Below are 12563 nucleotides of genomic sequence, written 5' to 3' on the forward strand. Positions count from 1 at the left end.
CATAAAAAAGGGGCGCCCGGTTGAACCGGACGCCCCATTTTTTATTCGGTTCGTCGGATGGACGATCAATCCTGGGTCAGGAAGTCGGGCAGGCCGCCCGGTGCCGGGCCGTCATCATTGCCGCCTTCGCTGCGTTCGCGACGCGGGCCACGATCGCCACCATCGCGGCGCGGACCACGACCACGATCACCACCTTCGCGACGCGGGCCACGGTCACCACCGCCATCGCGGCGCGGACCACGATCGCCACGGGGTTCGCGCGCTTCACGGGCAGGACGGGTATCCTCCAGCTCTGCGCCGGTTTCCTGATCGACGACGCGCATCGACAGGCGAACCTTGCCGCGCGGATCGATTTCCAGAACCTTGACCTTTACTTCCTGGCCTTCCGACACGACGTCGGTCGGCTTTTCCACGCGCTCATTCTTCATTTCGGAGACGTGGACGAGGCCGTCCTTGCCACCCATGAAGTTCACGAAAGCCCCGAAATCGACAATGTTGACGACCTTGCCGTCATAAATCTTGCCGACTTCCGCTTCCTGCGTGATGCCCAGGATCCACTTGCGGGCCGCTTCGATCTGCGCCGGGTCGGACGAGCTGATCTTGATCAGGCCTTCGTCATCAATGTCCACCTTCGCGCCGGTTTCGGCGACGATTTCGCGGATGACCTTGCCACCGGTGCCGATGACTTCGCGGATCTTCGACTTGTCGATCTGCAACGTCTCGATGCGCGGGGCATGGGCCGACAGCTCGGTGCGGGTCGAGGACAGCGCCTTGCTCATTTCGCCAAGGATATGCGCGCGGCCTTCCTTCGCCTGGGTCAGCGCGGCTTCAAAGATTTCGCGCGTGATGCCCGCAATCTTGATGTCCATCTGCATCGTTGTGATGCCTTCGGACGTGCCGGCCACCTTGAAGTCCATGTCGCCCAGATGATCTTCGTCACCCAGGATGTCGGACAGGACCGCAAAGTCCTTGCCTTCCAGGATCAGGCCCATGGCGATGCCGGACACGGGGCGCTTCAACGGCACACCGGCGTCCATCATCGAAAGCGAGCCGCCGCAGACGGTCGCCATCGAGGAGGAACCGTTCGACTCGGTAATGTCGGACAGGACGCGGATCGTGTAGGGGAACTCGTCCTTGCTGGGCAGCACGGGGTGCAGCGCACGCCATGCCAGCTTGCCATGACCCACTTCACGACGACCCGGCGCGCCGAAGCGGCCGACTTCACCGACCGAATAGGGCGGGAAGTTATAGTGCAGCATGAAGTTTTCATAATGCAGGCCGGTCAGGCCGTCGATCATCTGCTCGGCGTCCTTGGTGCCCAGCGTGGTGGTGCAGATGGACTGCGTTTCACCGCGCGTGAACAGGGCCGAACCATGGGTGCGGGGCAGGAAGCCAACCATCGCTTCGATCGGGCGAATCTGCGTGGTGGTGCGGCCGTCGATGCGCTTGCCGTCCTTCAGGATGGCACCGCGCACGATTTCCGCTTCCAGCTTCTTGGTCAGCTTGATGCCGGCCATCACGGTCTGGGCGTCCAGGCCGTCGGCGGTGAACTTCGCCTTCGCCTTGGCGCGGGCTTCGTTCAGCGCGTTCGAGCGGGCCGACTTGTCGGTCAGCTTGTAAGCAGCGGCAATATCCTTGCCGATCAGCTTCTTGAGCTTGGCCTTCAGTTCGACCAGGTCATCGCTCTTGGCCATGTCCCAGGGATCCTTGGCCGCCTTTTCAGCCAGGCTGATGATGGCGTCGACAATCTTCTTGCTCGCTTCATGCGCGAACAGGACGGCGCCCAGCATGATTTCTTCCGACAGCTCTTTCGCTTCGGATTCGACCATCATGACCGCGTCGTAGGTGGCGGCAACGACCAGGTCGAGTTCGCCGGTCTTTACCTCGTCCAGCGACGGGTTGAGCTGATATTCGCCATCCTTGTAGCCGACGCGCGCCGCGCCGATCGGACCCATGAAGGGGACGCCCGACAGGGTCAGCGCAGCGGACGCCGCGATCATCGCCACCATGTCCGGCTCGCTTTCGCCATCGAACGACAGCACCTGGGCGATGACGTTGATTTCGTTGTAAAAGCCTTCGGGGAACAGCGGGCGGATCGGACGGTCGATCAGGCGGGAAACCAGCGTTTCCTTTTCGGTCGCGCCGCGCTCACGCTTGAAAAAGCCACCGGGGATACGGCCGGCGGCGGAATATTTTTCCTGATAGTGAACGGTCAGCGGGAAGAAATCCTGGCCTTCCTTCACGCTCTTGGCGGCGGTCACGGCGCACAGCACCACGGTTTCGCCATAGGTGGCCAGCACGGCGGCGTCAGCCTGGCGTGCGATACGGCCGGTTTCGAGGGTCAGCGTCTTGCCGGCCAGCTCGATCGATACTTTCTTGACATCAAACATAGTTTTTTCCTTCGCCCGCGTCGGCCCTATTGCCGGGCGGGGCCTTTGGCGGAGCCGGTAAGGCTCCATGGGTGAGGAGTGAACTCCTCATGTCCGTTCGCCCTGAGCGAAGTCGAAGGGCTTAGCTGAGCAGAGGCGAAGCAAACTTCGCTTCGCTCAGTAGAAGGCTTCGACAAGCTCAGCCCGAACGGTGTGGGGAAATGTCCCCCATATCATGAGCGCCGTGCCGAATTGCCCGACGCCATGTTTCAGAATCAGAAACGGCCCCGCATGGGGGCCGTCCCGTTGAAGGTCTGCGTTACTTGCGCAGGCCCAGCTTGGCGATCAGGTCGGTGTAGCGCGCCTGATCCTTCTTCTTGAGATAGTCCAGCAGCGAACGACGCTTGTTGACCATCATCAGCAGACCACGACGGCTGTGATTATCCTTGTGGTGACCCTTGAAATGCTCGGTCAGGTTGGTGATCCGCTCGGTCAGGATCGAAACCTGGACCTCTGGCGAACCCGTGTCACCCTCAGCGCGGGCATATTCCTTGATCAGCGCTTCCTTGCGCTCGGCAGTAATCGTCATTTAGTCGTCATCCTTCGACATCAGGTTGAAACCGCGCACCACGATGATCTCGCGATCATCCGACCGGACCAGCGCGACGGGAATAGTCCCGTCCATCGCCAGATACAGGCCGGTGGTGGCAATGATCCCGGTCAGAACCTTCCCCTGTCGGAGCATCAGGGCCTGATCGGGAGAGACGGGGAGAGCCGGGATGTCGTCCAGCCCCGCCGTCAGCGGCAGCATAAGGCTACCGATGGCGCGCTCGTTAGCAGCATGGCGCAATTTGTCCAGCGAAATCGCGGAATCCAGCGTGAACGGCCCAGCCTTGATACGGCGGAGCATGGTGACATGCCCGACCGTCCCCAGCGCCAGCGCAATGTCGCGGGCAAGCGAGCGGATATAGGTGCCTTTGGAGACATGGGCGCGCAGGGTGATGGCCTCAATCCTCTCCCCTTGGGGGAGAGGATATGAAGGCTTGGCAGCTTGCTGCCTAGCCGCAGTTGGAGAGGGGGTTAGCGCACCCTCCCCCTCTCCAAGCTGCGCTAGCCCGCCATGCGGGCAAGCTGCGCTATCCTCTCCCCCGTGGGGCGAGGAGATTTGCAGCCCATACACCGTCACCCCGCGCACCTTCATCTCCACATCCGCCCCCGCCCGCGCCAGATCATAGGCGCGCTGGCCGTCGATCAGGATGGCGCTATAGGCGGGCGGCACCTGTTCGATCGGGCCGGTGAAGCGCGGCAGCACCGCCTCCACTTGCCCCCATGTCGGTCGCACATCGCTGGTCGCGATCACCGCGCCTTCCAGGTCGAGCGTGTCGGTCTGCGCCCCGAACGCGATCGTGAAATCATAAATCTTGTCGCTGTCGAGCATCCGCCCGGCAAGCTTGGTCGCCTCGCCGATCGCGATCGGCAGCACGCCTGTCGCCAGCGGATCGAGCGTGCCGCCATGGCCGACCTTGCACTTGCCCGCCCCGCTGTCGCGCAGTGCGCGCTTGACCGCGCTGACCGCCTGGGTGGAGCCAAGGCCATGGGGTTTGTCGAGGATGATCCAGCCATGCATGGACGCGCGCCTACACGGCGGCAGGCCGCTTGTCAGCCGCCCATCTGTTCCCGATAATGGCGACGGCAGAGCGCGACATAGCGGTCATTGCCGCCAATCTGCGTCTGCGCGCCATCGCGCACCGCGTCGCCCCGCCCGTCCACGCGCAGGTTCATCGTCGCCTTGCGCCCGCAATCACACACTGTCTTGATCTCGCTCAGCGTGTCCGCCAGCCCCAGCAGATGGGCGCTGCCCTCAAATAATTCCCCGCGAAAATCGGTGCGCAGGCCATAGCATAGCACCGGAATGTTGAGGTCGTCACACAGCCGCGCGATCTGCCACACCTGATCGCGGGTCAGGAACTGCGCTTCGTCGATCAGAACGCAGGACAGGGGCGTCGCCTCATGCTGGCGCGCGACAGCAGCGAAAATATCGACCGCCGGATCGAACAGATGCGCGTCCGTCTCCAGCCCGATGCGCGACGCTATGCGACCATGCCCAAAGCGATCGTCGATCGCGGCGGTCCACAGCATCGTCGCCATGCCGCGCTCACGATAGTTGAAGCTCGATTGCAGCAGCGTCGCGGATTTGCCCGCATTCATCGAGCTATAGTAGAAATAGAGCTTGGCCATGGCTCAGCGGATCGTGGGCGCAACACCAGACAGGAAGCGCACGAGCGCATCGGCCAGCGCGATCCTTTTGTCCGAAAAACTATGATCGGTCGGCCAGACCATCAGTCGCGAATTGGGATTGGCCCCCTGCGCATCCGCCGCAACCTTGCGCGCGTCAGCCCCCAATCCCTTCTCCGCGCCAAGGATCGTGAGCGGACGACGGCCATAACCCGCCAGCCGTCGGCCAAGGTCGAACTTGTCACCATTGCCCTTTATCTCGGCGGTCAGACTGTCATAGGTCGCACCATGCAGCGGCGGCAGGTCGCTCTCCACCTCCGCCTTCCACGCCGCCTCGCCCTGCGCCGTCGCCAGCGCCGCGACGGTCTGCGCCGGGTCCCAAGGATCGATCAGAAACAGGCCCGCGACGCGCGGTTCGGCGGCGGCAATATCCGCCGCCATAAACCCGCCCATACTATGCCCCGCCACCACGATCGCGCTGGTGTCGATGCGATATTTGGCGACGGTCGATGCCTGCTGGAGAAACTGGAGCGCGGCAAAAGCATCGTCGGACGCATTGCCAAAGGAGAAATTGCCCGGACTGCCCCACGATCCGCGATAATGGAGCGTCAGCACGTTCCACCCGGCGCGGCGGGCTGCCTGGGCCAGGTCCAGATTCTGCTCATTGCCGGGAAAACCATGGAGCAACAGCAACGTGGGATGCAGCCCGGCTCCAGCGGCCGTGTACATGACGGCGTTCATCGCCCCGTCGCCTGACGGCAGGACAAAAGCGCTCATGCCCGCAGGATAGGTGGGGTCCGGGGCGGGATCGCTGATAACGGCGGGGTGGACCGCGGGGTCTTTGGCCTGCAACGGTCCAGCAAGCAGCCAGGCCAGCCCGACTATCCCAATTCCGCGTCCGATCCGATCCATCGCCTGCCCCCGATCATTAACACATGAGACGCTACCGGACAGCGCTCGCCGTCCGATGAAAGACAAAGATTGGCTCAATCCTCGCCGTCATCATCCTTCGCCAGATCCTGCGCTACCTTTGGATCGCGCAGCAACTTGTCGATATGGCTGCCCTCATCGAAACTGTCGTCGGCCAGGAATTTGATCTTGGCGGCATATTTCAGCCGCGTGCGCGATGCGACCTCGCGCTGGAAATAGGCGGTGTTGGTCCGCAGCGCCTTCAGCACCACTTCCTCGTCCCGCCCCAGCAGCGGCTTGATGAAGGCGGTGGCGTGGCGCAGGTCGGACGACATGCGCACTTCGGTGACGCTCACGACATGCTTGGCCAGCACATCATCATGCACGTCACCGCGCTGGAGAATGTCGGACAGGATATGACGCACCTGCTCCCCCACGCGGAGCGCACGGACGGACGGGCCTTGGGCTTGTTGCAATGTCATAGGTTCAGCTTTCTGGCGCTATATCTTCAATTGCGACGTTCAGTTCGTCAGCAAGTTTGCGCCACAGGGCAAGTCCGCCTGCTTTCTTGCCATTTTCGACGTTACTTAAATATGTATGGCTATGACCGACACGGCGGCCCAAATCCACAAGTGTGAAATGGCGATGCTTGCGCCAGGCGCGAAGGGGACTTTCGCCAGCTATTATCGCATCCACAACCTCAGCCGGCACATATTCCTCGCCGCCCTCTCGGCGAGTTTGTGCCTTTTCGGCCGCCAGCAAATCCGCCCTGTCCTCGGCAATATCGACCAGCCGCTGATAATCTTCCATCGGCAGCATAGCGATTTTCTGGCCTGCGATTTCGACAATCTGGGCAGTCATGGGTTCACCTCATAAGCCGATCCACGCGGAGCGATATCGTCGATCCAGAGGATATTCTGCTCAATGAAAAATCACACGCCAGTCCTGCACCCGCAACCGATATTCCGGTCGCCCCTGCAACCGCTTCATGTTCGCCGCGAGCGAGTCTGGATCATGCGCCAGCTCCTCGATCTTCTGTCGAATGAGCGTCCGCTTGTTGGAGCGCAACAACGCCTTCATCGCCGCTTTCGAGAAACGAATATCCACATCGCCATGCTAGGCCGATACAAAGAGGCGGTCAACGAATTTAACCATTGGATAAATTTGTTGACCGCCTCTTTGTATCTTACAGCGTGCGGATGCGTTCCTCGACCTCGAACAGTTCGAGCGTATCGCCTGCCTTGATGTCGTTGGTGTCCTGCAACACAGCGCCACATTCCATGCCGGCACGCACTTCGGACACATCGTCCTTGAAGCGGCGCAGCGAGTGGATGACCGTCTTGGACACGATGACATCGTCGCGGGTGAGGCGCGCGTTGAGTCCCTTGCGGATGACGCCTTCCTTGACCAGAAGCCCGGCCGCCTTGTCCTTCTTGCCCGCAGGGAATACCTGCAACACTTCGGCGCGACCCACGATCGTTTCGATGCGTTCGGGGGCCAGCTGGCCCGCCATTTCGTTGCGCACTTCTTCGAGCAGGTCGTAGATCACGTCATAATAGCGCAGCGAGATTTTCTCGCGGATCGCCAGCGGACGCGCCTTGGCATTGGGACGGACGTTAAAGCCGATCAGCGGCGCGCGGCTGGCCGAAGCCAGCGTAACGTCGCTCTCGGTGATCGCGCCCACGCCGGAGCTGAGGATACGTACCTTGATCTCGTCGGTCGAAATGCGATTGAGCGCACTGACGATCGCTTCGACCGATCCCTGCACGTCGCCACGGATGACCACCGGATATTCGATGACCTTGGTGCTCAATGCCGAGAACATATTTTCAAAGTTGGTCGGCACGGACGCCGTCCGCTTGCGGGTGATCTGTTCCTGGCGATAGGCGGCGACCTCACGGGCGCGCGCCTCATTCTCCACGACCGTCATCTGGTCACCGGCCATCGGCACGCCCGACAGGCCCAGCACCTCGACCGGGGTCGAAGGCCCTGCGGACTTGACCTGCTGGCCCTTGTCATTGACGAGCGCGCGCACCTTGCCGCTTTCCGCGCCGATGACGAAGGTGTCACCGACCTTGAGCGTACCCTTGCGCACCAGCACGGTGGCGACCGCGCCACGGCCCTTGTCCAGCTGCGCCTCGATCACATTGCCTTCGGCGGCGCGATCGGGGTTGGCGGTCAGTTCCATGACTTCGGCCTGGAGCAGGATCTTTTCGATCAGCTCGTCCAGACCGGTTTTCTTGAGCGCGGACACCTGCACGTCCTGCACGTCGCCGCCCATATCCTCGACCACGATTTCATGTTCGAGCAGGCGCTCGCGCACCTTTTGCGGGTTGGCTTCGGGCTTGTCGCACTTGTTGATCGCCACGATCATCGGCACGCCAGCCGCCTTGGTATGGTTGATCGCCTCGATCGTCTGCGGCATCAGCCCGTCATCGGCGGCCACCACCAGAATGACGATGTCGGTCACGTTCGCACCGCGTGCGCGCATTTCCGAAAACGCCTCATGGCCCGGCGTGTCGAGGAAGGTGATGATGTCGCCACCCTTGGTCGTCACCTGATAGGCGCCGATATGCTGGGTGATGCCACCGCTTTCGCCCGCGACCACATCGGTCCCTCGCAGCGCGTCGAGCAGGCTGGTCTTGCCGTGATCGACATGGCCCATGATCGTGACGACAGGCGCACGGACCTTGAGCGATTCGACCGGATCGAGATCGCCCTCGATACCGATTTCGACGTCGGCTTCGGACACGCGCTGGATGCGGTGGCCAAATTCCTCGACCAGCAGTTCGGCCGTGTCCTGATCGATCGACTGGTTAAGCGTGACCGCCTGCCCCATCTTGAACAGCGACTTGACCAGATCCGCGCCCTTTTCGGCCATACGGTTGGCCAGTTCCTGCACGGTGATGACTTCTGGCACGACCACGTCGCGCGACTGTTTTTCGCGCGTCTTGGAGCCACCGGCATAATGGGCGCGGCGTTCCTTTTCACGGGCGCGCTTGAGCGCGGCAAGGCTGCGCGCACGGGCGCTGTCGTCATCGGCCAGCGCCTTGGTGACGGTCAGCTTGCCAGCCTGGCGACGATGATCCTCACCCTTCTTCGCCCGTTCGGGCTTGGTCGGTTCGGGACGCTTGACCGGCGTAACCGGGGTGAAGCGGCGCGGCGGCGGCGGTGCAGCAGTGGTCGCTGTGGGCTGCTCGTCCGTCGCAGCGGGTGCAACAGCGTCAGGCGCAGCAACGGCTTCCTGCGGCGCAGCGGCGGGCGCTTCCGCAACCGGCGCGGCTTCAGCTGCCTTGGCTTCCTCGACAGCAGGCGCGGACGCCTCGGTTTCGGCGGCCTGGCGGTTTTCCTCGGCCCGGCGCTTTTCATTCTCGGCCGCAGCGATACGCTCGGCCGCTTCACGACGGCGCGCATCTTCCAGCGCGTTCATGCGCGCTTCCTCGGCCTCGCGCAGCAGTTTGGCCTGCAATTCCTGACGCGACATCAGGCTTTGCGGCGGCGACTGGCGCGCGGGGGCAGGCTGCGGCGCGCGCTGCTGAGGCGGCGGCGGGGCAGCAGGACGGGGCGCCGCGGGTGCGGCTGTGGTCGCCACCGGCACCGGATCAGCCTGCGGCGCAGCAGCAGCCGGGGCAGCTTCGCCCGGCTTACCCAGGACGCGGCGCCGCTTCACCTCAACCACGACCGTATTCTTGCGGCCATGGCTGAACTGCTGCTGCACCTGACCGGATTCCACGGTCCGCTTGATGCCCAGCGGCTTGCGGCCCAGAACCGGCTTGTCTTCCTTGCTGTCACTCATACGACTGAACTTAACCCTTCACTTCATCACCGGCCGGTGCAGGCACCGACGCATCATTCCATGCAATCTCGGCACCCTGCGCAGCGGAGGATTGCTCCTCCTCCTGCGCGGGCGCCTCGATAACGCAACCCAGATAGCTTTCCAAGCGGCCCAGGGCCGCACGCAGGCGTAGCGCCGCGCGCGAGTCGGTCACCGCAACATGGACGACATTATCGCGCCCCATTGCCATAGATAGGGCATCGCGGTCCACAGGCAAGACGGTGCCTGCAAGATCGCTGCCTTCCGCTTCCTGTCCGACGCGCAGCGCCTGGTCCAGTTTGCGGTTGCCATCGGCCGCCGCATCGGCGGCGTGGAGCAGCAATTTGACCAGCCCCTTGCGGCAGGCGGTATCGATTTTTTCAGAACCGGTGAGCAGCATGGACGCGCGCGCCTCCAGCCCCAGACGGCTGAGCAGATCCTGCCGCAACGCCGTCTCGATCCGTTCGGGCAGGTCCGCCTCGATCTGGAGCGCGCCGTCCTTGAACGACCGCGCGATCGCGCCCTTGAGCTTGCCCTTGACCAGCGCGGTTTCCAGCTCGGCGCGGCTGACGCCGATCCATGCGCCCCGCCCCGGTGCCTTGGCCCGGACGTCGGGCAGCACCTGACCCTCCGGGCCGATCGCAAGGCGAATGAGGGTTTCGGGGTCGGCGCGGTCGCCGGTCAATATGCATTTGCGTTCGGTCATGCGTGCCCCTCCGCCAAAACGGATGGACTGGCAACCCCAACGCTATCGGATAGGCCTAAACGCTCATCGGGGAGTGTCCGCAGCAATGGCGTCCTCCCTATCAGAGGGAGCGGGCGCGCGGTCGGCCAGCAACAGGCCGCCCGCCGCATAATTTTCCAGGCTCAGTTCGGTAATATTGATCTGGACGGCAGCCGCCGGCTTCCCCAGCCGCTCCACGAGCGACTGGGTGATGTCGGCAACCAGCGCGGCTTTCTGCGCGCGCGTTACGGCCCCGGCCAGACGGATATCAACGAACGGCATGGCGGATCAGGCTTCCTCGTCCTCGAACCAGTGGGCGCGCGCGGCCATGATGATCTCGTTGCCTTGCTCGTCCGACAGGCCATAGGCCGCCAAAATGCCGCCCTTGTCCTCGGTGGTTTCGGTCTTGCGACGGCGTTGGTCGATGCGCTTCTTCTGCACCAGCTCGTCAGTCGCCAGATCCGCCAGATCGTCGAGCGTCTTGATCCCCGCCTTGCCCAGCGTCACCAGCATCGCTTCGGTCAGATGCGGCATGTCGGCCAAGGCATCCTCGACGCCCAGCGCCTGCCGTTCTTCCCGCGAAGCCGCCTCGCGACGCTCCAGCGCTTCCAATGCGCGGTTCTGCAATTCGCCCGCCAGATCATCGTCAAAGCCTTCGATCGAGGCCAGCTCGTCAATGCTGACATAGGCGACCTCTTCCAGCTCGCCAAAGCCCTCGGCCACCAGCAGCTGCGACAGCGTCTCGTCCACGTCCAGTTCGTTCTGGAACAGTTCGGACCGGGTCACGAATTCCTTCTGGCGCTTCTCGCTGGCATCGGCCTCGGTCATGATGTCGATCGCCTTGCCGGTCAGCTGGCTGGCGAGACGGACATTCTGGCCGCGACGACCAATGGCCAGGCTCAGCTGATCGTCGGGGACGACGACTTCGATCCGCTCTTCTTCCTCGTCGATCAGCACGCGGCTGACCTGGGCGGGCTGAAGCGCGTTGACCACGAAGGTCGCGGTATCTTCCGACCAGGGGATGATGTCGATCTTTTCGCCCTGCATTTCCTGCACGACGGCCTGGACGCGGCTGCCCTTCATACCGACGCAGGCGCCGACCGGATCGATGCTCGAATCGCGGCTGATGACGCCGATCTTGGCGCGGCTGCCCGGATCGCGGGCGGCGGCCATGATGGTGATGACGCCGTCATAGATTTCGGGGACTTCCTGCGCGAACAGCTTTTTCATGAACTCAGGATGCGCGCGGCTCAGGAAAATCTGCGGCCCGCGATTTTCGCGGCGCACGTTCAGCACGACCGAACGGATGCGGTCGCCGACGCGGACGACTTCGCGCGGGATCTGCTGGTCGCGGCGGATGACGCCTTCGGCCCGGCCAAGGTTCACGACGACATGGCCGAACTCGACCGACTTGACGACGCCGGTGATGATCTCACCCACGCGGTCCTTGAACTCTTCATGCTGGCGTTCGCGCTCGGCGTCGCGGACCTTCTGGAAGATCACCTGCTTGGCCGACTGGGCGTCGATGCGCCCCAGATCGATGGGGGGCAGCGGATCGACGATGAAGTCGCCGACGACCGCGCCCTTCTGAAGCTTTTCAGCCGCCTTGATGTCGACCTGCTTGAAATAATCCTCGACCACATCGACCACTTCGACGACGCGCCACAGGCGCAGATCGCCGCTGTCGGGGTCCAGCTTGGCGCGAATGTCGTTCTCCGCACCGTAGCGCGCACGCGCGGCGCGCTGGATCGCGTCCTCCATCGCCTCGATGACGATCGCCTTGTCGATCATCTTTTCGCTGGCCACCGAATTGGCGATGGCGATCAGTTCGGCCCGGTTGGCGGAAATGGCGTTGGCCATGGAAAGAACCCTTATCCTTCGGTTTCGATATCGTCCGCACCCTCGGCAGAGAGCGGCATGGTAGCATTAATCAGCGCGTCCGTCAGCACCAGCTTGGCGGTGTCGATCAGGGCGAAGGGAATGACGACATTCCCGACCTTGGTATCCTTGAAGGCGATATCCTCGCCCTCGACCGTGCCCAGCACGCCCTTGAACGTCTTGCGATTGTCGATCGGCTCGGTCACCGTGATCCGCGCCTCGAACCCGCCCCATTCGACAAAGTCGTGCAGGCGGGTGAGCGGACGGTCGATCCCCGGCGAACTGACCTCCAGCCGATAGGCTTCCTCGATCGGATCGGTTTCGTCCAGCAGGTCCGACAGGCGGCGCGAGATCGTCATGCAATCCTCGATCACCAGCTGCCGCGTTTCCCGACGCTCGGCCATGATCTGAAGCGTGCGCTCATCGCCCGACCCAAACAGCTTCACCCGCACAAGGTCAAAGCCCAAAGCCTTCACCTCCGGTTCGATCAGCGCAGTCAGTGCGGCGATGTCCGCCATGCAATCTCCAGAACAATATAAGTTTGCCGCCGCCGCAGGCGGTTTGCCTGCGACCCTGACATGTTTGACGATGTAAGGAAGCGAGGGCGATATAGGCAGGACGCCGATAATCTGCA

At 62.9% G+C, this 12563-nt stretch carries 13 protein-coding genes; all 13 read right to left on the reverse strand.

Translation table 11 applies throughout. From position 1 onward, the window contains the following. Positions 1-65 precede the first annotated feature (65 nt). The 13 genes from pnp to rimP all read right to left on the reverse strand — a co-directional run bounded on the left by pnp (position 66) and on the right by rimP (position 12447). On the reverse strand, positions 66-2390 hold the full coding sequence (gene pnp, locus Q0D44_RS03350) for a polyribonucleotide nucleotidyltransferase (RefSeq protein ID WP_294132370.1): 2325 nt from the start codon (positions 2388-2390) through the stop codon (positions 66-68). 298 nt (positions 2391-2688) lie between these two features. After that, on the reverse strand, positions 2689-2958 hold the full coding sequence (gene rpsO / locus Q0D44_RS03355; protein WP_119745455.1) for a 30S ribosomal protein S15: 270 nt from the start codon (positions 2956-2958) through the stop codon (positions 2689-2691). Then, positions 2959-3996, reverse strand: a complete 1038-nt coding sequence (gene truB, locus Q0D44_RS03360; protein WP_294132374.1) for a tRNA pseudouridine(55) synthase TruB — start codon at positions 3994-3996, stop codon at positions 2959-2961. A 32-nt stretch (positions 3997-4028) separates the two neighbouring features. Beyond that, complete coding sequence (locus Q0D44_RS03365; protein ID WP_294132376.1) at positions 4029-4607, reverse strand: thymidine kinase; 579 nt, start codon at positions 4605-4607, stop codon at positions 4029-4031. A gap of 3 nt (positions 4608-4610) precedes the next feature. Beyond that, on the reverse strand, positions 4611-5516 hold the full coding sequence (locus tag Q0D44_RS03370) for an alpha/beta fold hydrolase (RefSeq protein WP_294132377.1): 906 nt from the start codon (positions 5514-5516) through the stop codon (positions 4611-4613). Between the two features lie 74 nt (positions 5517-5590). After that, on the reverse strand, positions 5591-5995 hold the full coding sequence (gene rbfA / locus Q0D44_RS03375; RefSeq protein WP_294132379.1) for a 30S ribosome-binding factor RbfA: 405 nt from the start codon (positions 5993-5995) through the stop codon (positions 5591-5593). Positions 5996-5999: 4 nt separating this feature from the next. Next, positions 6000-6374, reverse strand: a complete 375-nt coding sequence (locus Q0D44_RS03380) for a helix-turn-helix transcriptional regulator (protein ID WP_294132381.1) — start codon at positions 6372-6374, stop codon at positions 6000-6002. Positions 6375-6434: 60 nt separating this feature from the next. Then, positions 6435-6620, reverse strand: a complete 186-nt coding sequence (locus Q0D44_RS03385; RefSeq protein WP_294132384.1) for an addiction module toxin RelE — start codon at positions 6618-6620, stop codon at positions 6435-6437. A gap of 79 nt (positions 6621-6699) precedes the next feature. Further along, positions 6700-9309 carry a translation initiation factor IF-2 gene (gene infB / locus Q0D44_RS03390; protein WP_294132386.1) on the reverse strand — a complete coding sequence of 870 codons (2610 nt, stop codon included), beginning with the start codon at positions 9307-9309 and terminating at the stop codon, positions 6700-6702. A gap of 10 nt (positions 9310-9319) precedes the next feature. Further along, on the reverse strand, positions 9320-10033 hold the full coding sequence (locus Q0D44_RS03395; protein WP_294132388.1) for a DUF448 domain-containing protein: 714 nt from the start codon (positions 10031-10033) through the stop codon (positions 9320-9322). Positions 10034-10096: 63 nt separating this feature from the next. Then, positions 10097-10333 carry a 4-oxalocrotonate tautomerase family protein gene (locus tag Q0D44_RS03400; RefSeq protein ID WP_294132389.1) on the reverse strand — a complete coding sequence of 79 codons (237 nt, stop codon included), beginning with the start codon at positions 10331-10333 and terminating at the stop codon, positions 10097-10099. 6 nt (positions 10334-10339) lie between these two features. Next, positions 10340-11911, reverse strand: a complete 1572-nt coding sequence (gene nusA / locus Q0D44_RS03405; RefSeq protein WP_294132392.1) for a transcription termination factor NusA — start codon at positions 11909-11911, stop codon at positions 10340-10342. Positions 11912-11922: 11 nt separating this feature from the next. After that, complete coding sequence (gene rimP, locus Q0D44_RS03410) at positions 11923-12447, reverse strand: ribosome maturation protein RimP (RefSeq protein WP_119745474.1); 525 nt, start codon at positions 12445-12447, stop codon at positions 11923-11925. Between the last annotated feature and the right edge of the window lie 116 nt (positions 12448-12563).

The organism is Sphingobium sp., from assembly GCA_023266575.1.
Taxonomy (GTDB): Bacteria; Pseudomonadota; Alphaproteobacteria; order Sphingomonadales; family Sphingomonadaceae; genus Sphingobium.

Bases quoted from the DNA above. Each gene is read 5' to 3' on its own strand.
- Q0D44_RS03370 (WP_294132377.1), bottom strand. From the start codon at position 5,516: ATGGATCGGATCGGACGCGGAATTGGGATAGTCGGGCTGGCCTGGCTG.
- rpsO (WP_119745455.1), bottom strand. From the start codon at position 2,958: ATGACGATTACTGCCGAGCGCAAGGAAGCGCTGATCAAGGAATATGCC.
- rimP (WP_119745474.1), bottom strand. From the start codon at position 12,447: ATGGCGGACATCGCCGCACTGACTGCGCTGATCGAACCGGAGGTGAAG.
- Q0D44_RS03400 (WP_294132389.1), bottom strand. From the start codon at position 10,333: ATGCCGTTCGTTGATATCCGTCTGGCCGGGGCCGTAACGCGCGCGCAG.
- nusA (WP_294132392.1), bottom strand. From the start codon at position 11,911: ATGGCCAACGCCATTTCCGCCAACCGGGCCGAACTGATCGCCATCGCC.
- pnp (WP_294132370.1), bottom strand. From the start codon at position 2,390: ATGTTTGATGTCAAGAAAGTATCGATCGAGCTGGCCGGCAAGACGCTG.
- Q0D44_RS03365 (WP_294132376.1), bottom strand. From the start codon at position 4,607: ATGGCCAAGCTCTATTTCTACTATAGCTCGATGAATGCGGGCAAATCC.
- Q0D44_RS03395 (WP_294132388.1), bottom strand. From the start codon at position 10,033: ATGACCGAACGCAAATGCATATTGACCGGCGACCGCGCCGACCCCGAA.
- Q0D44_RS03380 (WP_294132381.1), bottom strand. From the start codon at position 6,374: ATGACTGCCCAGATTGTCGAAATCGCAGGCCAGAAAATCGCTATGCTG.
- truB (WP_294132374.1), bottom strand. From the start codon at position 3,996: ATGCATGGCTGGATCATCCTCGACAAACCCCATGGCCTTGGCTCCACC.
- infB (WP_294132386.1), bottom strand. From the start codon at position 9,309: ATGAGTGACAGCAAGGAAGACAAGCCGGTTCTGGGCCGCAAGCCGCTG.
- rbfA (WP_294132379.1), bottom strand. From the start codon at position 5,995: ATGACATTGCAACAAGCCCAAGGCCCGTCCGTCCGTGCGCTCCGCGTG.